The organism is Bradyrhizobium sp. USDA 336, from assembly GCF_044908355.1.
Lineage (GTDB): Bacteria > Pseudomonadota > Alphaproteobacteria > Rhizobiales > Xanthobacteraceae > Bradyrhizobium > Bradyrhizobium yuanmingense.
In genome coordinates, this window is the sequence record NZ_JBIYDC010000001.1 from 75,016 (window position 1) to 95,460 (window position 20,445).

Sequence of the window (20,445 nt, forward strand, 5' to 3'; positions counted from 1 at the left end):
CGAGGGTGAGCAAACCAAGACCCGGGACGACCAATGGGTCATCGCGACGTAGAACCGGCGCGGGATCATGGAAGCATGGACGGACTTCATCGCACCTCTTGCCGCGCCTTTGCAACCTAAACGGTTTTGACTTATACACTCGCGCTTGCGTATTGCGCTGGGTATCCGACCAAGCCGCACGGTCGGACCGGAATTTCCGCTCGCCGGGCCAATAAGCAGCAGAGGGGGAGCGAGTTGAGCAGCATCAATATCAAACGAGCGGTTGAGAACATTCGCTCAGGCACGACCGTTTACACCCCTGTTATCGAACTCATCGTGAATGCGATCCAAGCCATTCGCGCGGTTAAACCAACTGGCGGATTGATCGAGGTTTCGATCCTTCGGCACGACCAAGCCGACATGATTGACAAGAGTGCCGCAGTTGATGGCTTCATCGTTCGAGACGACGGCATCGGGTTTAACGAAGAGCACCGAAACTCCTTCGACACCTTGTATACGGCTCTCAAGGCCGGTGATGGTGGTAAAGGCTTCGGGCGGTTCACATGTCTCAAGTACTTCCATCGGTTCACAGTTGAAAGCGTGTTCGAAGACGGCTCAACGCGGAAAAAGCGCTCGTTCGCCATGGGTCATGGCAACGACATCATAATCGATGAAAAGGTGACAGACGCGGGAGTTGTCGCGACTGGATCAGCGATCACCATCTCCGGCGCGCGGGACGTCAAATTTCCGGACAAAGGGCTCGATGTGATCGCGAGGGTCCTAGTTGAAAAGCTACTACCCTACTTTATAGACCCAAATTCGGAATGCCCCCAGATCGTGATGCGAGATGAGCAGGGCGGCGGCGGGATTGTGATCCTCAATGACTACCTTGGCCAAACCAATAGACAGATCGTTGAACTGTCTGTGCAGAACCGCGAGCTGCACCTCAAGTCTCTCGATAAAGACAAAGACGAAGTGTTCACCGTCCGCGTGTTCAAATTCTACGCTCCCCGCGCGAACAAGAGCAAGATCAGCTTGGTGGCTCATCGGCGAGAGGTCACTGACGTGACGATGCAGACGTACATTCCTGAATTTGCGGATGAGTTCTATGACAAGACTGATGAAGGTGAGAATGCCAAGGATCGGAACTACATCATAAAGGCGTACGTATTTGGTGATTATCTCGATCGGAACGTCTCATTGGAGCGCGGAGCTTTCAGCTTTGCAAAAGATGATGATTTGGTCTTTGGAATTTCGCAGTCTCAGATCGAGGCGCTAGCGGCAACGATTGCTCAGGAGGCAGTTGGTCAAGAAATCTCGGCGCGTAGAGAGCGCAAGCAGGCACGCATCAGAGAGTACATCAATGATGAAGCTCCGTGGCACCGTGGCCTGAGCCGAGAAACCGACTTCTCGTCATTGTCAATGAAGCCTACGCCACAAGAGATCGAACTTCACCTTCAGGCCGCGAAATTTCAGATGGAAACGCGCGCACGAGCGGAGGTAAAGCAAATACTCCTGAGCAAAGATACCGAGGGCCTAAAAGATCGCGTGACTGAGGTCGTTGGAAAAATTTCTCAGACGAGCAAGAACGATCTTATTCACTACGTGTCGCTGCGAAAATGCGTTCTCGAACTTTTCGACAAGTCGCTGCAACTCGGCGATAACGGAAAATACAAGTCCGAAGGCGATGTGCATGACATCGTGATGCCGCGTAAGAAAGACACCGATCAAATCGATTATGACCAGCACAATCTTTGGATACTCGACGAGCGACTAAATTTCACCGAATACGTCGCGTCCGACAAGCCTATGGATGAGAAAAACGGTGATCGAACGGATTTATCGATCTTCGGCAAGCGTGTTGCATTTCGCGGAGATAATGAAGCGTCCAATCCAATCACGATCTTCGAATTCAAAAAGCCTCAGCGTCACGACTTCGCCAATCCATCATCCGACGAAGACCCGATTGCGCAGATCGTACGCTACGTTAACGACATAAGAGACGGGAAATACAAAACGCCCTACGGGCGCGACATCCTGGTCAGCCCGAACACACCATTCTATGGGTACGTGGTGTGCGATTTTAGCCAGAAAGTAAAGAACTGGCTGGAGCGCGAGAAGGACTTCACGGTGATGCCGGATGGCCTCGGCTACTTTCGATGGTACGCCAACATCAAACTTTATATCGAGGTCCTGAGTTGGACTAAGGTACAACGCGATGCCGAAATGCGAAACAAGGTCTTCTTCCACAAGCTGGGCATTTGAGTATCGTGTCGCTGACTGCATCGTCGCTTCCTCGTGGGCCCATCTCTAAAACAAAAGCCGCCGCTACCGGGTTGAGAACGGTGCGACGGCTTTAGGCTGGATACGCTGCCCAAGGGCAAAGTGTGGCCGACTCCCCTAAAGAAACTGTGAACGATTGCCTTTCTCCGCCCTGCAAATATTGGGCAAGTAGTACATTGCCGACAGCTTGAGCGCGAGATGGAAAAGGCATCAGGATGGCCAAAGCGCCGGCTGCCACTTCCGGCGTCTCCTCTGCTGGCCCAGCCTGGTGTTTCGGCAAACTCTGGCCAGCCTCTTCGACCCGCCCTTGCTGAAGTCAGGCGCTTCCCACGCACGACTAACAAGGCCGTGGAAATCGGTGGCAAGCGTTCTTTCCACTATTTCATCCTGCCGTACCGAACCCCTGCGCCGGTCGGAACGATGGGATTCATGCAGAGCGCATGCGTCTGCCGAGTATTGCGCGCTCGATCTTGGACCGCAACATCGGTTGGATCACTCAGGCGGCCAAAGTCGTTGTCGATTGCGGGCAGACGAGGAGATTGACAGAGGTTGGCCCATGCGATCCGCGGGGCAGGATAATCTATCTGCCAGAGCGATGAATGAGAGAACGAACTGCTAATTCGAGGGACGCCGACAGCAGCTCCTACAGTTTACATCTAGCATGATCCAGCGGTGCTCGGCGCAGGCCCTCATGTTGCCATGTACCGATGCAACTGGTGCTTGAGTCACCTGGAGAGATGATTATGGCAAAGCCCCCTGGAATCGTCCTCACGCCGTTCTTCCGCCCTGGCGATGAAGACGCTGAGGACCAAGAGATGTACGTGGCGGGATTCGTCGATGAGGACGGCGTGGCGTGGGGTACAATCCAATTGGAGGCGGAGATGGTCGAGCAAGCCGTTATGGGACATCGGACATTCGAGGTCTGGTGCGACTCGGACGGCTGCATGCAGCCGCAGCCCGCTAGCGAGGAGCTATTTGAACTCGGAGAAGGGCAGTTGAAGAAGACGCCCCTCGACGAACTCGTCGCCAACACTATCGAACTGGACAAGAATGAACCCAATGATGAGATTCTCGACATGTTCGAGACTTTGCATGAACGGCTGCTACGCGCCACGAGCGCAGTCGCTGACGAGATCGCGCGGCGGAGACGATGAATGAAATCTCGGTGCGAGTGTGCGCGGGATGATCAACTCGCGCGGCAGCGACACGCCTCCGCACTCTACGAAGCGCTCAAAGCCGAGAAATCACCCGCCTCTACTGTCAAACCAGCATAATTCCGCGTCCGCTCTCAAAAGTCGGCCAGAATGGGCGTTTGCGGAAGCGGAATTCTATAAGGCCAACCTAAATTGATAGGAAAGCAGTCATGTACATAAGGAAAGTATGAATGGCTGAGAATAATTACGATGCATTTGCGGTCGCCTATCAAGCAGACAATGAGAACAACGCTTGGAATGCCTATTACGAGCGGCCAGCAATTCTCTCGATGGTTGGCGATGCAAGCGGACATCGGGTGCTCGATGCGGGATGCGGTGGTGGAGCGCATGCCGCAGCTCTCCTTGATCGAGGGGCAATATTGACGGGTATCGATTCGAGTGCGGGCTTATTGGAGATCGCGCAACGTCGCCTTGGAGGGCGCGCGCGATTGTTGTTAGCGGACCTCAATGAGGTGTTGCCCTTTGGAGATGGCGCTTTCGATCTGATCCTAGCTTCGCTTGTCATGCATTATCTGCCCGACTGGTCTCTGCCTCTCTCAGAGTTCAACCGTCTGCTGTCCGACGGCGGCCGTCTGGTGTTCTCCACACACCACCCCTTCATGGATCATCAGTCAGCCGGTCGCGACAATTACTTCGAAACTTATAGTTTCAATGAGACGTGGAAGCGCGACCGAAGGGATATCGAAATGCGCTTCTGGCATCGGCCACTCCACGCCATGTTTGACGCTCTCAAGTCGACCGGTTTTCAGATCGATATACTGAGCGAACCGCAACCCGATCCGCGCGCCCAGTCTCTCTTCCCAGATGCATACAATAGCCTGAGAACCAAACCACGATTCATCTTTTTCTCAGCCGTGAAATTGTGAACCCGGTACGATTGGTCAAGATACAGTGATTCCCCGCAGCTCAAAGCTGGGCGAGATGATCGGCCACCTTGACCGGCTCGGGCAAAACCTTGCGGGCGACGAGCCAGTCGGCGGCCTTTTGCAGCTCGCTGACGAATTGCTCGTCATTGACCGCGAAATAGCCATACTGGCGCTTCAGCGCGATGAACTGGACGCGGAGCTCATCGCTGTACTTGCCGGCCTTCTGCGCGATGTACTCGGCGTCCTTGGCGTTCTCCGAGGCCCATTTCCCTTCGGCGCGGAACGCATCGTTCACGGCCCGCACCAGCGCGGGATTGTCCGTCGCGAATTTGCGAGTGGTCAAGTAGGACGTGTAGTCGATCTGGAATTCGAGATCGCGGCCTTCCAGGAAGATGTCGTGCGCCTTGTATTCAAGCCGCGCGATATCGACGCCGGGGCTCCACATCGACCAGGCGTCGACCTTGCCGGAGGCAAGTGCCGGCGCGGCATCAGGCGGATTGAGATAGACGAACTTCACCGCGGAACGGTCAACCTTGTGCTTCTCTAGCGCGGCGACCAGCAGGAATTCTCCAAGGCCGGAGCGGTTGACCGCAACTGACTTGCCGACGAGGTCTTCGACCTTGTCGATGCCGGAGCCGTCCTTGGCAATGATCGCCGTGGTGCGGGGCTCGTAGACCACGAACTGTGTGAACACCAGCGGCGAGCCTGCAATGATCGCGGCGAGCGCCGGGGTCGTGCTGCCGCCGAAGCTGAAGTCTGCGCTGCCGCCGGTGACCGCCTGCAGGGTCGGCGCATGGTTCGGGAAGGGGCCGAGCCATTCGACCTTGATGCCGTCCTTGGCCAGCACTTTCTCGAACTCGCCACGCTCCTTGGCGATCAGATTGAGGCCGCCAAGGCCCCAGGTCAGGCGGACCGTGTCGGTGGTGCGCCCGGCCGCGGCCTGCGCAAATTCGCTGATATTCACCCCGGCGAGCGCGCCCATGCCGAAGGCTGCGGAGCCGAGGAAGCTGCGCCGGGATGGTTTGGCGATTGGGTAGTCGGACATATTGGCCTTCCGGATAACCTAGTTGGGAGATTGAGAGATCACGCCAAGCTCGCCGAGGAGCTCGGCGCGCGAGATGGCTGTCGAGCCGTCACGCACGGCGCGATGCTCGAAAGCGATCGCGCCGTTGCGCATCACGAGGATGCGATCGGCGGGGGCGATTGCTTCGTCGACATCGTGGGTGACGAGCAGGACGCCCGGCTGATGATTGGCCACCAGCTCGCGGACCAACTCGTGCATCCGGATACGGGTCAGCGCATCGAGCGCGGCAAACGGCTCGTCGAGCAGCAGAAGCTCGGGCTGCTGCACGAGCGCGCGGGCGAGGGCGACGCGCTGGGCCTGTCCGCCGGAAAGATTGCGCGGCCAGTCGTCGAGCCTGTCAGCGAGGCCGACCTCGGTGAGCGCTTCGGCGGCGCGCTCGCGCGCGTCCTGTGCCTGCAAGCCGAGCGCGACGTTACGCCAGAGGTTGTCCCAAGGCAGCAGGCGATGCTCCTGGAACACCACTGCCGGCCGCCGGGGCGCGACGATGCGGCCACCCTGGATGGCATCAAGACCGGCGAGGGCTCGCAGCAGCGTGGTCTTGCCGCAGCCGCTCTCGCCCAGCAAGGCGACGAACTCGCCGCGCTCGATGCGCAGGTTCAGCTTCTCGATGACGACCCGGCTGCCATAGCTGCGGACGAGATTGCTGACAACGACGGCCGGTCCGGATTCGGATGGAGCGGCGTAACGCGGAGCGACGTGAACGTTCATCGCGCCGCTCCGTAATTCGGATGCCAGGCGAGCAGGCGCCTTTCGAGCAAGCGGGCAATGGCATCGGCCGCGATGCCGATCAGCGCATAGATCACGATCGTCAGGATGATCACGTCTGTGCGCAGGAATTCGCGCGCATCCATCGCGAGGAAGCCGATTCCCGATTGGGCACCGATGGTTTCAGCCACCACCAGCGCGAGCCACGCCGTGGCGAGAGCATAACGAACCCCGGTCAGGATCGACGGCAGTGCGCCCGGAAGGATGATCCGGCGGATTAGTTGGAGCGAGCTCAGGCCCTGGACGCGCCCCAGTTCGAGCAGCTTGGGATCTACCTGGCGGATACCAAGCACGGCATTGATGTAGATCGGGAAAGTGACGCCGAGTGCGACAAGGAAGATCTTTTCCGCTTCGCCGACGCCCAGCCAGACGATGACGAGGGGGAGTGCGGCGAGAAAGGGGATGGCCCTGATCATCTGCACGCTGCGGTCGATCGCGGCTTCCGCGATTCGCGAGAAGCCGACGAGGACGCCGAGCCCGGCGCCGACCGCCGCACCGAGCGCGAAGCCCGCGGCGGCGCGCAGCAAGCTCACGCCCAGATCGTTCAGCAAGGTTCCGGTGGTCGCAAGCTTGTACGCCGTCCGGATCACCTTGCTCGGCGCCGGCAGCACCTGTGGCGAGAGCGATCCCGCTTGCGCGAGCGATTCCCAGATGATGACCAGCAGCACAGGTGCAAGCCAGGAGAGGAGCTGAAGGCCGCGAGCGCCAAGCCTGCTTGCCGATGCGAGCGATTTGTCGCTGCTTTGCGACGGCAGGCTGCCATCCGCACCGATCGCTGTGCGGCCGATTTGGCTCAGTTCGATATTGCTCAAGACGCGAAACCTCGTTCCACGCACCGCATCCGATGCAGGAGGTGTGACGCCAAAGATTTGGCGCCCGCGTAAAATGTCCCACGAAATCGCGCCGACAGAAATAGAGCGCTATTTCAATCGTTCGCTCAGGAGTGATCTGCTGCCGTCACGGCACCGGTGCGCGACAAAGAAAATCTTTTGAGGTGGATGTGCTTGATCTTTCGTCAGCCCGCGGCGAGAACGCGTACCGATGCGATGGCATAGTGAGAGAAAGTTGCGGGAGAGCACGATGGCGACTGCACCCATTCGTTTCGGCATCTGGGCCCTGGTTCACGGGCCGCGTGCGGCGCATCAGGATCCGGAAGAGCCCTATGATGCGTCCTGGGAGCGCAATCGCGCTCTCATCCTTGCAGCTGAAGAGCTCGGTTATGATTCCACGCTGATCGCGCAACACACGATCAATCCACATCAGGAAGACCTCGATCAGCTCGAGGCGTGGAGCGCTGCTGCAGCGATCGCCGCGTTGACCAAGCGCATCGAGATCATCGCTGCGATCAAGCCTTACCTCTATCACCCCGTGGTGCTGGCAAAGCTGGCGCTGGGGATCGAGAACATCAGCCGCGGCCGGTTTGCGATCAATCTCGTCAATGCTTGGAACCGTCCGGAATTGGAGAAGGCGGGGATAGGCTTTCCCTAGCATGACGCGCGCTATGCTTATGGCCGCGAGTGGGTATCGGTCGTCTCGCGCCTCATGGAAGGCGAACGCCTCACCTATGCAGGCGAACATTTCAACGTCACCGACTATGCGCTGCGCCCGACCAGCTTCTACCGCAAGCGTCCGGCGATCTACGTCGGCGGCGAGTCCGAGCCGGCGCGCGACCTCGTCGCGGGTCACGGCGATGTCTGGTTCATCAACGGGCAGCCTCTCGAAGATGTGGCCGGCCTGATCGCCGATGTCGCGGCGCGGCCGCGCGGGGCGGCGCCGCCGCTGCGTTTCGGCCTCTCCGCCTTCGTCGTCGCGCGCGAAACGCGGGAGCAGGCGCAGGCGGCCTATGAGCGGCTGCTTAGCCTTGCTGCAAAGGATGCACCGATGAGGGCCATCCAGAAGCAGAATACCGACCCCAAGGTCGTGATGATGCAGACGATGCAGAAGACGCCGCGCGTCGGCAGCAATGGCGGCACGGCAGCGGGACTGGTCGGGAGCTATGACGAGGTCGCAGCGCGCATCGAGGCCTTCCATGCAGCCGGCATTGAGCTCTTCATGCTGCAATTCCAGCCGTTCGAGGCCGAGATGCGCCGATTTGCGCTCGAGGTGATCCCGCGCGTGCGGGCGAAGCAACCCACCGGGCCCGCCGAGCGGCTGGCCCGGTCCCTTGGATAGATCCCTGCGGCGGCTGGGTCGACGCGACTTGCGGCACCTGTTTCGCGTAGCGACTGAACAAAGTGGTCGCGGAGCAGCGAGCCAGTGTATTCCGTCCAGAACAGCTCGCGCTTCTGACGAATGGGGATACGCGGCGTCGACGTAGGTTTCGGGTCCTGGGAACGTATTGGCGATCAACCACTTCGTGCCCATCCAGGTTTGATGTCAGAGCTCGGGCTCCTGTCATCTTAACCGCTTGCGGCTTTCCGGCGCCTTCCGGCACTCTCGGTCATCTGGTCAGCCGGAGCGGCTGACTGCCTACGTCCCGTGCCGCTTGCGATCTCCGGCGGCATTTCGGCGGCCGCGTGGTCGGGCGTATCATCCTTCCAGCGGACCGAGCCGAACGGCCTCTCCAGCATGCGTCGAACGCGCACCGGGGCGGGGCCGATGTGGAAGCGGATCGCCTGCTGCTCCAGTGCGCGCTCCGACTGGGTCGAGCGGTTGCGCCAGCGCAACCAGCCATAGGCGCCGTTGCGCTGGCGGGACAGTTGCACGTTCTGCATGATGTCATGGAATGGCCGCGCATTCTCCTGTGCAACCCGGTATTCGATCTCGACGACGAGCGGCCCGCTGCGCCCGGTCAAGGCGAGCCGTACCTCGGGATCGGCGAGCGGCTCGGTCTCCTGGCCGCGTGCACCAACGCGAGGCATGGGAAGCCAGAGGCCGATGAGTGGTGAGACGACCATCAGGGCGGCCGAGACCAGCAGCGCGGTTTCTACTCCGGCTGCGTCGGTCAGATGGCCCCAGCCCCAGCTGCCGACGGCAATCCCACCTGAGCTTGCCGCCTGATAGGCTGCAAGCGAGCGTCCAGCCACCCAGCGCGGCGCCGACAACTGCACGCCGATGTTGAATACCGCCCAGGCCATCATCCACACGGCTCCTGCCAGCGCCAGTGCCGCCGCGGTCAACACTGGTTGGCGGCTGAGGGCAATCGCGACGGTCGCCGCGCCCATGGACAGCGCGCAGGTGCGGATTGCGGCCTCGCCGGTCAACCGCTTGCGGAGTTCGGTGATGTTCAGCGCGCCGACCACCGCACCGAGGCCAAAGGCGCCGAGCATGATCCCATAGGTCTGGGCATCGCCATGCAAAAGATCGCGCACCACCAGCGGCATCAGCGCAGTGATCGCGCCGCCAACGACGCCCATCACGAGGGTGCGGGCCAGCACGATCTTGATCGGTGGCGAATTGGTGATGTAGCGCACACCAGACACCATGGCGCGGCTCAGTCTCTCAGGTGGCAGGCGCGAGGGTGCGCTGATGCGTTTCCAAAGGAACAACGCGATCATCAACGGCAGATAGAGCAATGTGTTGAGGGCGAATGCGGCCACCGCGCCCGCGGTCGCCACCACGACCCCGCCGATCGCCGGCCCTACGCTGCGCGCGATATTGTAGCTGATGCCGTTGAGCGCGACGGCCGCAGGCAGCAGCACTTCCGACGGCACCTGTTCGCTGACCGACGATTGCCAGGCCGGTCCCATCAGCGCCATGCCGCTGCCGACGACGAAGCAGAGCACGAGCAGGAGGTTCGGTGTAACCAGGCCAAGCCAGGCGACCACCGTCAAGGCGGCTGCGCCGGCGAACGCGATGCCAAGTGCAACCAGCGCCACGACGCGGCGGTCATACATGTCAGCGATCGCGCCCGCCGGCATCGAAATCAGCATCACTGGCAGCAGCAGCGCAGTCTGCACCAGCGCGACCTTGTCGGCGGAGGACGTCATCTGCGTCATCGCCCAGGCCGCGCCGACGCCTTGAATCAGGATACCGAGATTGGAGAGAAGGCTCGCAAGCCAGATCCAGCGGAAGGTGGCGTACCGCAGCGGGGCGGTGATGCCGTCGGCGCTGCGCGTCTGGACTTTGGCTGGATCAGTCATAACGGTATTGAGTGATCTAGCATGATTCGATTCTGGAACGAATCACAAGGACGTTCCCGGCGCGATATCAACGTCCAAACACCAACGTGATCGTCAAATGCAACGCTTCGATCGCTCTAGATGTGGACAATGATTCGACTGCGTGCAGCAAGCGGCGCATAGCAACCGCGACGCAGCGCAGGTGAATGACCAAGCAACGGTCTTCTCCCGGCCTGGAGTCCTCGCGCAGAGCATGCTCCGGCATGCCACATACCAATTCCGCTATGCTCAGCCGGCCGGACGAGGGCCTGGCGATTTCGATTTCGGCGGCACGGCGAGCGCGTGACCGCACCAAAGCCTGGCGAAAACGGAAACGGCGGCAGCTGACCGCGAATTTGAAAAAATCCGTAGCACAAGCTGGCGCTCGACTGAATCTTCGCTATGGCACGTTCACCGGCGGCAGGGGCGCGGTCGGACGCGGCACAAAGTTAGATTGGTGCTGGCCGCGTGCTGCTAACACAAGAACAATAGTTACAAAGAAAATTAGGAGTCCACGCATTCAAAAGATCACCTCTAAAAATGTTTTGCAGTTTCGAAACGGATCGCGTCTCTGAGTATACCCTAGCCATCGGCGGTGCCGTGTGCAGCAAGACCAACCTGGCACGCCTACAAAATACGAAAAGCCAAGACCCCAAGCGATCGCGGACGATTTCGTTTCCGCGAGCCAGCGTTACCACTAAGTGACAGGCCAAAAAAATGCGCCGTTTCCAAGAAACTGCAGGAATAGTGCACTGGATTTCGAATAGTAACTGGATCAACCAGCTCAACGCACGAATTGTCGGCTAATACCCGCGTCGCGGCCACGAACTCGGTGCGTATCTCGATCAGTGATGATCATCGTCGACACCGAGTTCCTGTTCTCTCCAAACAGTCATCGCGACAGGCCCATTCTACAGAGCGGTGCGTTTAAAGGAATTTTAGTCCGAACGACAGATTTGAAATTAGGAATTGCGATTTGGCAAAGCAATTTGGTCCGCGGACAGACGTCGCAAGTAGTGGCGCCTACTTCTCGGAATCGGCGAAATGGAGCCCTTGGCGGCTCGCCGCAACTTTCCTGTCTTGGCTACGCCGTGCCATCATGAACAGATGCAGACGGATCGAAGGATTTCCCTTACGCAACAGCTTGAGAACCGATATCGGGCTGCCCAAAGATGATGCGAAGTTGGCTTCTGATCGAATTGAGGAAATGAGGCGCAAGCACATCATGTGACCGTAGTCGCGCAGATGCTCCGCCCTGACGCGATTTCCGTTTGCCATCGAGCAGTTCGAAAAATGGCGCGGGTGAGCGGGGATCTATTCGAAGCCAGCCGAAGTAGATTGTGGTCGATCCGTTTGTTCAACATCCCTTTTCATAGTGCGATTTTGAGAGAGCCCCGTGCGCGATTGCGAAATGTCCGAGGATCTTGTTGAGGTTTTGCGCAAGGCGCATCTTCGTCGTTCGGCTGACCTGGGATCCTGGCTCAAGCGATGCTTGGAGAAGTGTGGTCAAGCCGAAAGGAAGCGCGCCTGGCATTTTCGCCGTAGGCTAGCACCGCCCATTGCACCACGGCAGCGCCGCGCGCTCTAACATTCGACTTCCTTTATCCCGTGCTGCAGACCCATTGGATGAACGATAATTTTGCCGCCCTTACAAGATGCTCCTCTCCGCGGTGCAGCGAGGGCAAAACTGATATCGAAAGCCTAAAGATGATCGCGATCTTTTCCGGGTCGGGATTACTGCTGTCGCTGGCCGCGATAATCTACTGGCCAGAGCTGAGCGCCGAAATAGCTCGGTCTCTCTGGATACTGAATTAGTGTTTTGGGCACCAATCTCCGCTCGCGCGGCGTGAGAGCGAGCTTGTCCTTGCGAGCAGTCATCGGCGGCCTTTTTCAAGGAGAAGCGGATGAGGGTTGGGCTGCCCATATCGCGATCGGCGTCTGCGCCATGGTCACAGCCTGGCTTGTGATGAAGTGGCTCGTCTAGCGAGGCGGGTTTTTGGGGGCGCGTCAATGCATGATTGGAAGAGCGAGCTCGATGCGCTCGTCGCTGAAACGATGGCGTTCGCTAAATCATTGAAGGTGGAGATCGAGCGGCCCCGGCCTCCGCCAAAAGAAGCTGTCGATCGGGGTAGTCTCAGCGTGGCCGACTATGGCGGCAGCGAACGCGATGAGATCAGGAAGCGGGTCGAGAGCTTCAAAGCGCATCAAGAGCGCTTCATGCGCGAGCGCGAGGAATATGCCGATTCGCTGCTGCGCCGGATCAGGCCGATCACCTAGAAGAGCTCGCTGAACCGTTCATGAGCCCCCGCCAAGGGTCGCTTACGTGGTGCAGCTCAAGCAATACCTGCTCGACGGCAAACCTGAGGGTGGTCTATTTTCCAGCATTTCGGTCATTGATGAGCTCGCGGTAGACTTGCTGTCCCGAACCGGCTCATTCCGGAGCGCGAGAGTTTTCAAGCTCGATCCAATGTTTGCCCTTGCTTTTGCGCCGCACCTTCACCTCATCACGCTGGAAAGATGCGTTCCTTTCGACAAGCAGCAGGATTGCTGCTCCGAACTCGGAGCGCCGTCACGCTCGAGCGTCTCTCGAAAGTGATCAGCCCGCGGACCGCGACCGGCTGTTTGCCATTGACTAAGATCAAAACATCATCCGACTCTTCTATCCTTCAGCGAGACTTAGCGGAGGCTAGAGGTCTCATGCGCAACCTTCTGTTCATCGGCGTGCTTGCACTTCCCATCGTCATCGGCTTTGGATCGCCCTCGACCGCCGCTCCGCGGGGTCGTTCGTATATCCCCCCGGCTCGGCAGGACGTTTATTGTCTGCAGGGACGTACCTGGGGATATCCGGGCAATTGCCAGTTCTCGACCTATGATCAGTGCATGGCCACTGCATCCGGCACCTACGCCTATTGCGGCATCAATCCGGTCCACGCGTTCGCGCGACAGAGAGCGCAATCGCGCTGATGTCCGATGGTTAAGCGTGATGGAGACATTAGTCTCTAGTCCTGCTCATACAAATGGACCTGCGGTGCAGGGTTGAGAGACGTTGGACTTCCGCCCGATCGGACGAGCCCCCCGTTCGAGCAAGCCGCGCGATGCAGTCAGGTGCGTCGGACGAGACGCAGGAACGATCGGGATGCGGCGGCCTTATCTGCGTAACGCGCAGTCGCGCGTCGCTCTTTAATTCAATTCAATTCAAAACAGCGGGAATGCGTCAAACAGACATCTGCTTGTTGCGTTTTTGTCAGCTTCTTCTACCATGGTGACCTCTCGAGTTTTCTACTTTGGGTAGTTTCTACGTGGCGCTCGTCACGCGAAATCTACATTGCGTTTTCTGCTAGAGAACGAGGGAGATCTTCCAAATGTTAGATGCCCCCACCACTGCACTCCTACGGGTGGTCCTCGACGACGTCTGCAAGAAGCTTTCCCGGTACGATACCGGTGCTCGCACCCATGTTGCCTCGACAATTCTGCAAGCTGCGAGCACAGGAGAAATAAGACCTGACCGCCTCACTCAGATCGGTCGCGATGCTCTTTGCAAAGCCCCGATAACGTGGCGTTAGGTTCACTGATGCGTCCTGCCACGGCCGCTGTCTTCCTAGAATCCATACGAGCGTTCGGCCCAACGCAGAAGCACGCGCGCATCCCGATCGGGTAAGACCACGCGCTGATTACGCAGGCCCTTGGCAATCGCTTGACCAACCTCTGGCTCAACCCGATTACCATGAGTCATCAAGAAGAACCAAGCAAATGGGACGCCGACCTCGCGGTCGATGACTTCAACGCGATCCATCAAGATATGAACCGAGGCATCGCCAGCGATGAGCGTCTCTTCCGGCAGATGCAGCGGGCGCGGCACGAATCCGATCTCGCGCGTGCCTTTATCGTCGTAGTCGTAAACGTCGAGCGCCCAGTGCGCGTAGACCCGCTCGGCCGAAGCACTTGATTCTTCCCAATCCTGGAAGAAGCGATTCTCCCGTGGCACGAACTCGAACCAGTCCGGTACCAATTCAAGAAACGGCGTCTCGACCGAGCCTTCCCGTGTCACTTCGCGCACCACACGGCGTTCCATCTCTGGCCGTTGCGCCTCGCGTTTCTCGCGCTCGAGGCGGGCAAGCCGCGTCAGGAAGCTCCGGACATGGATGACGCTGCTGCCCGCGCGACCCACCAGCCGGTAGAGTGGACCGGCGATTACCTTGTCGTCGGACATATCTTCGTGCGTGATCCATGACGGATCGAGTAGTTCGTCCTTGCCCCAAGGGCGGCAGGTCGGGTTGACGATCGGTCCCGCACGCCATTCGACTTCCCGGCCGAGACGGATTTGCACATAGTCCGCGGCGCCCGGTCCGGTCGGCGCGAAGGCGTACACGGTGTTGCCGTGCCATTCCGAGATCTGAAGGTCGCTCTCGCGCAATCGCGTCCAAACGGCGCCAATGTCGCCGTTGTCCTTGGCAAGCTCGGCTTCGATCCACGGCCGATATTCTGCGATCCGTGTCCCGTCGGCAGCGATTACTGAGCGCGTGTCGCGCCAATATTGGTCGTCGACGTTTGCCGTCGAAAACGGAAATCCCGGAAACGCCTCTGTGAGCCCGGCCGCCAGCGCCGCTTCGTCAGCCCCGGTCGGAAGACGTGCGAGAACCGTCTCGATCGAGGCGGGATCGGGCAGTCGAACTGGGATGTTCTCTGGAGCTTCACCCATGCCTTGATCCTATCATTGTGGCCCGCCGAGTTCTGTGCGTTTTTCTCCGCACAGGCCCCCTTCTATGCATTGGGGGGGCCGCCTAGCGCAGCGTTCAGATGCAGCTCGAGGGCCTCGATGCTCGCCATGACGTCCGCAAAGGTGGGCGGCGTGCCGAAGATCATCGCCGACATCCGCTCATAGTCGGCGGCTAGCTTGGCCCGCATGTCCGCGGTCGGGACGAGGCGATAGCTGCCCGGCACGGCGCGATCGTAGCGGTGATCCGGCGCGCGAAACATAAGCTCTTTGTGCTGCCGGCAGGCTTCCGCAAGATCGCGCATCGACGCCGTGGCGACGCCATAGTCCGGATGGGTCCAGATTTGATGGACGTCGTAATAGTGGCGCGAGTAGCGATTGAGATCGGGCACCTGACGGTCGGGCGTCGCGTCCGCGCTTCGCTTCTCGGTCATTTCGGTCATTGCGTGCAGGATCAGGACTTTTTCCCAGAAGGTCCGCTCGGGTTTGACCGTCGTCACGTTGCGCACCGTGAGGCCCGCTCCCTCTCGCATTTCCGAAGCAATGTAGGGAACGATCTCGCGGGGCTCCGCCGGTTCAGGATCGGGACGCGCACCACCTTCGATGCGGACCGCCGCCTGCACATAGGCGTCGCCGGCACCAAAGACGCTCTTGTAGCCGACCACCAGAATGTCGAGTGCTTCCTTGTTGTGATAGGTATCGAAGCCGAAGCCGAGTGAAAAATGTTGCGGCTGTTCAGCGGCGCCTTCGACGGTTGCGATCTCCTTCGTGAGCTCCTCCTTGAGCGGCCCCGAGATATATTGCCGTGCGGCCTCGTCTACTTTCTCGGCGAGGGCGCGCTGCTGCTGATTCACGGAGGGGAGGGCGGCGATCTCGGCTTCCAGCGGGACGTGCAAATCGGCCTTGTAGATGCCGATGTCGATGTCCTCCGAGAAGCGACGGATCAGTCCATAGGCCTTGCTGAGGCTTGTGCCGCCCTTGAAATAAAGACCAATGGGATCATCGCCCCGCCGATTGAACAAAAAGTCGAGCACCCAGCAGACATAGAGGTCCTTCTCGATATTCTGCGCCTGTGTCTCCAGATAGGCGGCAACCGTCGAGAAGAGTGCGCGGCGATCGTCGACGCTGGAGCGCAGGATTTCAATGAATGTCTTCTGCATGGGTGCCCTTTGCGCCTTCCTCGCCGCTGTGATCCTCGGCGCTGAGCTTGCGCGTGATTGTCTCGATCAGCGCATACATCCACGCTGGCACCGCATGGATGTTGTCGCGTAGATCCTGCGCGATTTTTTCCCGGTTCGGATCGCGCGACAGATGCCGGACGATTCCGTTCACGGCCGCGTCGAGGCTCGATCGTTCATCCCGAAACCATGTCAATGCCTGGACCACGCGCATGGCGGGACGGCCGGCCCAAAATGCCGTCTTGGCCGAAATGCGCTTGAAGTCGAGCGTGTAGATGACCGGCTTGGTCGCCTTTGGATCACCGGCGCTCGCCTCGATCTCGATCGTTCGCGGATAAGTATCAGCATAGATCGTCGACCGCGCCGGAACGGCCGTTGTCAGGCCGAGGTCGTTCGCGGCCGTCATGCCGTCGACCAGCACGCGCAGCTTGTCGCGCCGCGCGATGGCGTCGATGAACGAGGCCCGCGGCGGAAACACCATCTTTCCGGTCAGCTTGCTGAGGCCCGGCTTATCATAGAGACCGCGATAGGGCCGGCGGATGTCGCCTCGCAGGGTCAGCCGCTGTAGAGCCTTCTCGACGGCGTTCGGCGTCCCGATGTCGAGAAAATCGGCGCGCGACCACACACCTGCCGGCGCCGCCTGGGCGATCCGGTCATGAATGCGATCGAGGGTGTCGGACGTGGGGTCAGGCATCTGTCAGCTAATTGGTCCAAAGATTATATATAAAAATTGGTCAGTCAGCAAGCGGAACTGCCTACTGACCATAAATTGTATCAAAACTTTGGTCAGATTCCCTAAATGTCACCCCGGATAACCGCTGGTGCTCCGATTCCCGCGAATCCAAATTGACCATCATTTCGAAGGTGCGGGCGCCAGCTCGGGGCAGTCCTAGCCTGCACAGCATTTGTCGGAGTTGGGAGATGACCGGATTAGGTCGGTAGATACCGAACTGGTTGGTAAATTCCGGTCTGAGATCCCGAGGGCAACGGCTGTTTGAAGGAGCCACGAAAGCGGTCCCGAGGATGAGTGTGCATCAGCATAGCGCGACAGGCCGCAGCCGAGAGCTGCACCCCGAACCGGACGGCGATCTCCCATTGGGCATGGATCGCCGACCAACCATGACGATTGGGCGGCCGGCGCACGGTCCTCAACCAGTCCTCGACCATCCGGCGTTCGTCGGGATTGATGTCTTGGACGCGCGTTGCACGACGCAGGATCACCTCCAGCCCGTAGTTTGCCGCATAGTCGATCATCCGCTGGACTGTATTCTTCGGAACAGGTGATAGCGCTCGTCGAGCCGACATCCGATTGGGCCTATCGCGACTTTCGCGGTCTTGTGGAGGATTGTCTCCTATTCGGGCATGGCGGAAGTATTGCTCGGCGGCCCCTCCCTGCCGGTCGGTCACGCTCTACCCGCAAGCAGCGCTTGCGACCGGAGACGCGAGGCGCCTCCGCCCTTCGGGTGACGATCGTTGCCGCTCACTGCTTCTGCCTGATCCGCGCTTGGTGTCCGGAGTCGGCCCGAAGCGCGCGCCGCACGATGGGTGATCCAGGCAAATCGTCGACGATGAGACCCAGCGCCGAACGGATGTCCGCGGCGACGACCGGCAGCACCAATATCATTCGCCGCCGGGTACTGGCCTGTTTCGACTCCTAGTGGCCTAGTTTGAATTTCGCAGTGGCCTATTTTGAATTTATGAAAAATAAACCACGAGTTCGGCTGGCGTGGAACGGGCCACAACCGAAAGTGCTTGGTCTGTATCACCGCAATTTTTGGGTATCCGTCCGGTGACTGAGAGGTGTTGTGCTCACCTCAAACGGAGAAACACTATGGAACCACCATTTTGGGCCGATCGGATTGACGCTCACCGCCTGCTCGTGCAGGTCAGCACCGGCCGAAGCACCGCCAGCTACAAAAATAATCAAAAAATCTTTAGCCAAGGCGAAGACGCTGACTTTGTGTTCTTCGTCCAAGACGGTAGCGTAATGATTACCACAACACCCAGGCCCGGCTTGGAAATTTCGCTCGGAACAGCGCAGAAAGGGCAGTTTTTCGGAGAAGCCTGCCTTCACGACGTGCCCGTGCGTATGGCTTCAGCCACAGCGATAGGTGATTGCCGAATTACTTCGGTTACGAAAGAGGCCATACTTTCCACCATTTACAGTCAGCCCAAATTTGCAAAAATGTTCCTCGAGTATTTATCGGACCACAACAGTTGGGTTCAGAAACACTTGCTGGATCATCTTTTAAAACCGATAGAAGCGGCATAAATGGCGATTTAGAATTAGAAGTAAGGCCGCCTCAGTTGGCGGCCTCTTTCATTTAATCAGTGCGAGTGGTGTCCATCGTCACACTCGATGGCGTTGGCACATACAATTCCAGTTCCTTCTGGCCGCCAAAACCGTTCAGCAATCTTATTCTCATAGCTGTACTTGTCGGGGGACGATTCAGCCATTTCTACCGCCGCCGCTAAAGCATTTCCTCGCTTTGACCTGGTCCGTGGCACGGGACCAACAGCCGAGGGCGACGCCATGAATCTGCGACCGGGAAAAGATCGCGCAGGAGGGCGCCAATCAACTGCATAGGCCGACCCTCGCTCTCCATGGATGGCTTTCCTGGTCCTCCGCCCGGCCTTCTACGATCAACCCTCAAGGGGTCGGCTATGCGAGCATGCCGCCGCTGCGCCTTCGGCTACGCGGTGATCGCGGCCGGTTGAGGACACTGACGGACGCCATCGAGCGGGGATCGGCCTCGCTCAAGATGGAGCCCTCAAATGTCGCACGATCTTTCCTTGGCCCAGTCCAGCGCCTTCGCGCTCGCCCGCACCCTGATGGTCCCAGTCACGCTCTTTTTCGTCGATGGCCTTTACGGCGTTTTACCAAGCGAAGAACTCGGCGATGCCGATGTGACCCTGCTTCACGAATACGATCCGCACGAGTTCGGCCCGGCTCAATGAGCCGGTTTTTCCTCTTGTATGCCGCTTGCGAGCGGGCGGCGGCAAGGGAGGCTGCCGCCGCGACTGGCCGACGCGATGACGTCGAGTGCCCCGCATAATTCATCAATTGCCAGCCGCGCCCTTGCCCCCTTCGCTCTTCGCGGCGGGGACTAGCGGGTCCCGCAAGGTGCGGGACAAGGAAATTCAAGCGGAAAGGTCCGGCACGGCATCGCCGGGAAGCGGAGATGGAAAAGAAGGATATCGAAGAGCTGAAGAATCGCGTGGCCTGCGCCGCCGTGCTCGAGAAGGCCGGATTTGCGATCGATCTGAAGGAGAGCACGCGCAAAGCGATCAAATATCGGCGCGGCGGCGACATCATCATCGTGATCCATCAGGGGAGGGGCTGGTTCGACGCGCTGTCAGACGCCAGAGGCGACGTGCTCTCGCTGGTGGAGCATCTCGACTGCGTCGACTTTCCCGAGGTGCTGCGGCGAGTCTCCGACCTGGTCGGCTTTGTGCCGACGGAGCCCGTCTGGACACGAGAATCCCGCGCGCACGATCCTGATTCTGCTGCTGCTGATCGCTGGCGCGCGCGGCGTAAGCCTTGGCGGGGCTCTCTGACCTGGCGCTATCTGTGCGAGGAGCGCGGCATTCCGGAAGCCGTCATCCGTGCTGCGCTTCGCCACGACCGGTTGCGCGAAGGCCCTTACGGCAGCATGTGGGCGGCACATCTCGACAATGACGGCGTGGTCACAGGCTGGGAGGAGCGCGGTCCGCAATGGCGCGGCTTCGCCAGCGGCGGCGATAAGGTGTTGTTCCGATTCGGACCGGCGAATGCGACCCGGCTTTGCATCACCGAGGCCGCGATCGACGCCATGAGCCTGGCTGCGATCGAAGACCGGCGGCCGAATACTCTTTATCTGAGCACCGGCGGCGGCTGGGCGCCGGCCACGGTCGCCGCCATTTGCGCGCTGAGCGCGCGGCCGGGCGCGCGGCTCGTCGCCGCGACCGATAACAACCGGCAAGGAGAGGTCTATGCCGATCGGCTCGCCGTCACCGCGCGGGAGGTGGGGTGCGAGTACGAGCGGCTGCGGCCCGCGCTGGAGGATTGGAACGAACAGCTGCATCCGAGCAGCAAGAGGAAGAAGGAGGGGGACGAGAAGGAAAACCCGGCTGCCGCATGCCCGCCGGCCGCGTCAAGGGTGAAGCTTCGCCCGCGTGCCGCGGCCCTTGACCCGGCCGATCGGAGAGGCGGCCGCGGGGGAGGGGTCAGGAAGGGCTGAAGACGATGGCGAAATCGGAAGGATGAGCCGCGCTTCCAGCCC

General features: G+C 59.7%; 18 protein-coding genes and 1 pseudogene. 10 read left to right on the plus strand and 9 right to left on the minus strand.

Annotated elements, in window-relative coordinates; genetic code table 11:
* The first annotated feature begins 234 nt into the window (after nt 1-234).
* The 3 genes from ABIA45_RS00400 (at nt 235) to ABIA45_RS00410 (ending at nt 4,342) form a co-directional block, all read left to right on the plus strand.
* Complete coding sequence (locus tag ABIA45_RS00400; protein ID WP_404650812.1) at nt 235-2,244, plus strand: ATP-binding protein; 2,010 nt, start codon at nt 235-237, stop codon at nt 2,242-2,244.
* Between the two features lie 761 nt (nt 2,245-3,005).
* Nucleotides 3,006-3,416 (plus strand): hypothetical protein, encoded by a 411-nt coding sequence (locus tag ABIA45_RS00405; protein WP_404650813.1) that lies wholly within the window; start codon nt 3,006-3,008, stop codon nt 3,414-3,416.
* 230 nt (nt 3,417-3,646) lie between these two features.
* A complete protein-coding gene (locus tag ABIA45_RS00410) occupies nt 3,647-4,342 on the plus strand; it encodes a class I SAM-dependent methyltransferase (protein WP_404650814.1) in 696 nt (231 codons plus the stop codon).
* Nucleotides 4,343-4,382: 40 nt separating this feature from the next.
* Here the strand turns inward: ABIA45_RS00410 and ABIA45_RS00415 are convergent, their stop codons facing one another.
* The 3 genes from ABIA45_RS00415 to ABIA45_RS00425 are packed head-to-tail and all read right to left on the minus strand — an operon-like array spanning nt 4,383 to nt 6,946.
* Nucleotides 4,383-5,387 carry an NrtA/SsuA/CpmA family ABC transporter substrate-binding protein gene (locus ABIA45_RS00415; RefSeq protein ID WP_404650815.1) on the minus strand — a complete coding sequence of 335 codons (1,005 nt, stop codon included), beginning with the start codon at nt 5,385-5,387 and terminating at the stop codon, nt 4,383-4,385.
* Between the two features lie 18 nt (nt 5,388-5,405).
* On the minus strand, nt 5,406-6,134 hold the full coding sequence (locus ABIA45_RS00420) for an ABC transporter ATP-binding protein (RefSeq protein ID WP_404650816.1): 729 nt from the start codon (nt 6,132-6,134) through the stop codon (nt 5,406-5,408).
* Nucleotides 6,131-6,946, minus strand: a complete 816-nt coding sequence (locus ABIA45_RS00425) for an ABC transporter permease subunit (RefSeq protein ID WP_404650871.1) — start codon at nt 6,944-6,946, stop codon at nt 6,131-6,133. The genes ABIA45_RS00420 and ABIA45_RS00425 overlap by 4 nt, the downstream gene beginning before the upstream one ends.
* Nucleotides 6,947-7,271: 325 nt before the next feature.
* Here ABIA45_RS00425 and ABIA45_RS00430 point away from each other — a divergent pair.
* Nucleotides 7,272-8,363: pseudogene (locus ABIA45_RS00430) on the plus strand (LLM class flavin-dependent oxidoreductase).
* Between the two features lie 227 nt (nt 8,364-8,590).
* Here the strand turns inward: ABIA45_RS00430 and ABIA45_RS00435 are convergent.
* Together ABIA45_RS00435 and ABIA45_RS00440 are read right to left on the minus strand one after the other, a co-directional pair.
* The gene (locus ABIA45_RS00435) at nt 8,591-10,273 is read right to left on the minus strand and encodes an MFS transporter (RefSeq protein WP_404650817.1); all 1,683 of its coding nucleotides are present in this window, start codon (nt 10,271-10,273) and stop codon (nt 8,591-8,593) included.
* Between the two features lie 1,041 nt (nt 10,274-11,314).
* Nucleotides 11,315-11,569, minus strand: coding sequence for a hypothetical protein (locus tag ABIA45_RS00440; RefSeq protein ID WP_404650818.1), 255 nt, complete (start codon nt 11,567-11,569; stop codon nt 11,315-11,317).
* A gap of 732 nt (nt 11,570-12,301) precedes the next feature.
* Here ABIA45_RS00440 and ABIA45_RS00445 point away from each other — a divergent pair.
* The 3 genes from ABIA45_RS00445 to ABIA45_RS00455 all read left to right on the plus strand — a co-directional run bounded on the left by ABIA45_RS00445 (nt 12,302) and on the right by ABIA45_RS00455 (nt 13,255).
* Entirely contained in the window at nt 12,302-12,568 is a 267-nt protein-coding gene (locus ABIA45_RS00445) for a hypothetical protein (RefSeq protein ID WP_404650819.1), read from the plus strand.
* Between the two features lie 46 nt (nt 12,569-12,614).
* A complete protein-coding gene (locus tag ABIA45_RS00450; RefSeq protein WP_404650820.1) occupies nt 12,615-12,887 on the plus strand; it encodes a hypothetical protein in 273 nt (90 codons plus the stop codon).
* Nucleotides 12,888-12,988: 101 nt separating this feature from the next.
* A complete protein-coding gene (locus ABIA45_RS00455) occupies nt 12,989-13,255 on the plus strand; it encodes a DUF3551 domain-containing protein (protein WP_404650821.1) in 267 nt (88 codons plus the stop codon).
* A 634-nt stretch (nt 13,256-13,889) separates the two neighbouring features.
* On the opposite strand, the gene ABIA45_RS00460 is transcribed toward ABIA45_RS00455, so the two are convergent.
* From ABIA45_RS00460 to ABIA45_RS00475, 4 genes are all read right to left on the minus strand, one after another.
* The gene (locus ABIA45_RS00460; protein ID WP_404650822.1) at nt 13,890-14,990 is read right to left on the minus strand and encodes a hypothetical protein; all 1,101 of its coding nucleotides are present in this window, start codon (nt 14,988-14,990) and stop codon (nt 13,890-13,892) included.
* A gap of 62 nt (nt 14,991-15,052) precedes the next feature.
* Nucleotides 15,053-16,165, minus strand: a complete 1,113-nt coding sequence (locus ABIA45_RS00465) for a nucleotidyl transferase AbiEii/AbiGii toxin family protein (protein ID WP_404650823.1) — start codon at nt 16,163-16,165, stop codon at nt 15,053-15,055.
* Nucleotides 16,146-16,877, minus strand: a complete 732-nt coding sequence (locus ABIA45_RS00470; RefSeq protein ID WP_404650824.1) for a DUF6088 family protein — start codon at nt 16,875-16,877, stop codon at nt 16,146-16,148. Before ABIA45_RS00470 ends, ABIA45_RS00465 begins: the two co-directional genes overlap by 20 nt.
* Before the next feature lie 236 nt (nt 16,878-17,113).
* Nucleotides 17,114-17,437 carry a hypothetical protein gene (locus ABIA45_RS00475; protein WP_404650825.1) on the minus strand — a complete coding sequence of 108 codons (324 nt, stop codon included), beginning with the start codon at nt 17,435-17,437 and terminating at the stop codon, nt 17,114-17,116.
* A 577-nt stretch (nt 17,438-18,014) separates the two neighbouring features.
* Here ABIA45_RS00475 and ABIA45_RS00480 point away from each other — a divergent pair.
* The 3 genes from ABIA45_RS00480 to ABIA45_RS00490 all read left to right on the plus strand — a co-directional run bounded on the left by ABIA45_RS00480 (nt 18,015) and on the right by ABIA45_RS00490 (nt 20,403).
* Nucleotides 18,015-18,455, plus strand: a complete 441-nt coding sequence (locus ABIA45_RS00480; protein ID WP_404650826.1) for a Crp/Fnr family transcriptional regulator — start codon at nt 18,015-18,017, stop codon at nt 18,453-18,455.
* Nucleotides 18,456-18,958: 503 nt separating this feature from the next.
* Nucleotides 18,959-19,141, plus strand: coding sequence for a hypothetical protein (locus tag ABIA45_RS00485; protein ID WP_404650827.1), 183 nt, complete (start codon nt 18,959-18,961; stop codon nt 19,139-19,141).
* 224 nt (nt 19,142-19,365) lie between these two features.
* Nucleotides 19,366-20,403, plus strand: a complete 1,038-nt coding sequence (locus tag ABIA45_RS00490) for a DUF3991 domain-containing protein (RefSeq protein WP_404650828.1) — start codon at nt 19,366-19,368, stop codon at nt 20,401-20,403.
* Nucleotides 20,404-20,445 lie beyond the last annotated feature (42 nt).

Coding starts and splice junctions, on each gene's coding strand:
- ABIA45_RS00405 (WP_404650813.1), top strand. CDS start 3,006: ATGGCAAAGCCCCCTGGAATCGTCCTCACGCCGTTCTTCCGCCCTGGC.
- ABIA45_RS00410 (WP_404650814.1), top strand. CDS start 3,647: ATGGCTGAGAATAATTACGATGCATTTGCGGTCGCCTATCAAGCAGAC.
- ABIA45_RS00415 (WP_404650815.1), bottom strand. CDS start 5,387: ATGTCCGACTACCCAATCGCCAAACCATCCCGGCGCAGCTTCCTCGGC.
- ABIA45_RS00420 (WP_404650816.1), bottom strand. CDS start 6,134: ATGAACGTTCACGTCGCTCCGCGTTACGCCGCTCCATCCGAATCCGGA.
- ABIA45_RS00435 (WP_404650817.1), bottom strand. CDS start 10,273: ATGACTGATCCAGCCAAAGTCCAGACGCGCAGCGCCGACGGCATCACC.
- ABIA45_RS00440 (WP_404650818.1), bottom strand. CDS start 11,569: ATGGCAAACGGAAATCGCGTCAGGGCGGAGCATCTGCGCGACTACGGT.
- ABIA45_RS00445 (WP_404650819.1), top strand. CDS start 12,302: ATGCATGATTGGAAGAGCGAGCTCGATGCGCTCGTCGCTGAAACGATG.
- ABIA45_RS00455 (WP_404650821.1), top strand. CDS start 12,989: ATGCGCAACCTTCTGTTCATCGGCGTGCTTGCACTTCCCATCGTCATC.
- ABIA45_RS00460 (WP_404650822.1), bottom strand. CDS start 14,990: ATGGGTGAAGCTCCAGAGAACATCCCAGTTCGACTGCCCGATCCCGCC.
- ABIA45_RS00465 (WP_404650823.1), bottom strand. CDS start 16,165: ATGCAGAAGACATTCATTGAAATCCTGCGCTCCAGCGTCGACGATCGC.
- ABIA45_RS00470 (WP_404650824.1), bottom strand. CDS start 16,877: ATGCCTGACCCCACGTCCGACACCCTCGATCGCATTCATGACCGGATC.
- ABIA45_RS00475 (WP_404650825.1), bottom strand. CDS start 17,437: ATGATCGACTATGCGGCAAACTACGGGCTGGAGGTGATCCTGCGTCGT.
- ABIA45_RS00480 (WP_404650826.1), top strand. CDS start 18,015: ATGGAACCACCATTTTGGGCCGATCGGATTGACGCTCACCGCCTGCTC.
- ABIA45_RS00485 (WP_404650827.1), top strand. CDS start 18,959: ATGTCGCACGATCTTTCCTTGGCCCAGTCCAGCGCCTTCGCGCTCGCC.
- ABIA45_RS00490 (WP_404650828.1), top strand. CDS start 19,366: ATGGAAAAGAAGGATATCGAAGAGCTGAAGAATCGCGTGGCCTGCGCC.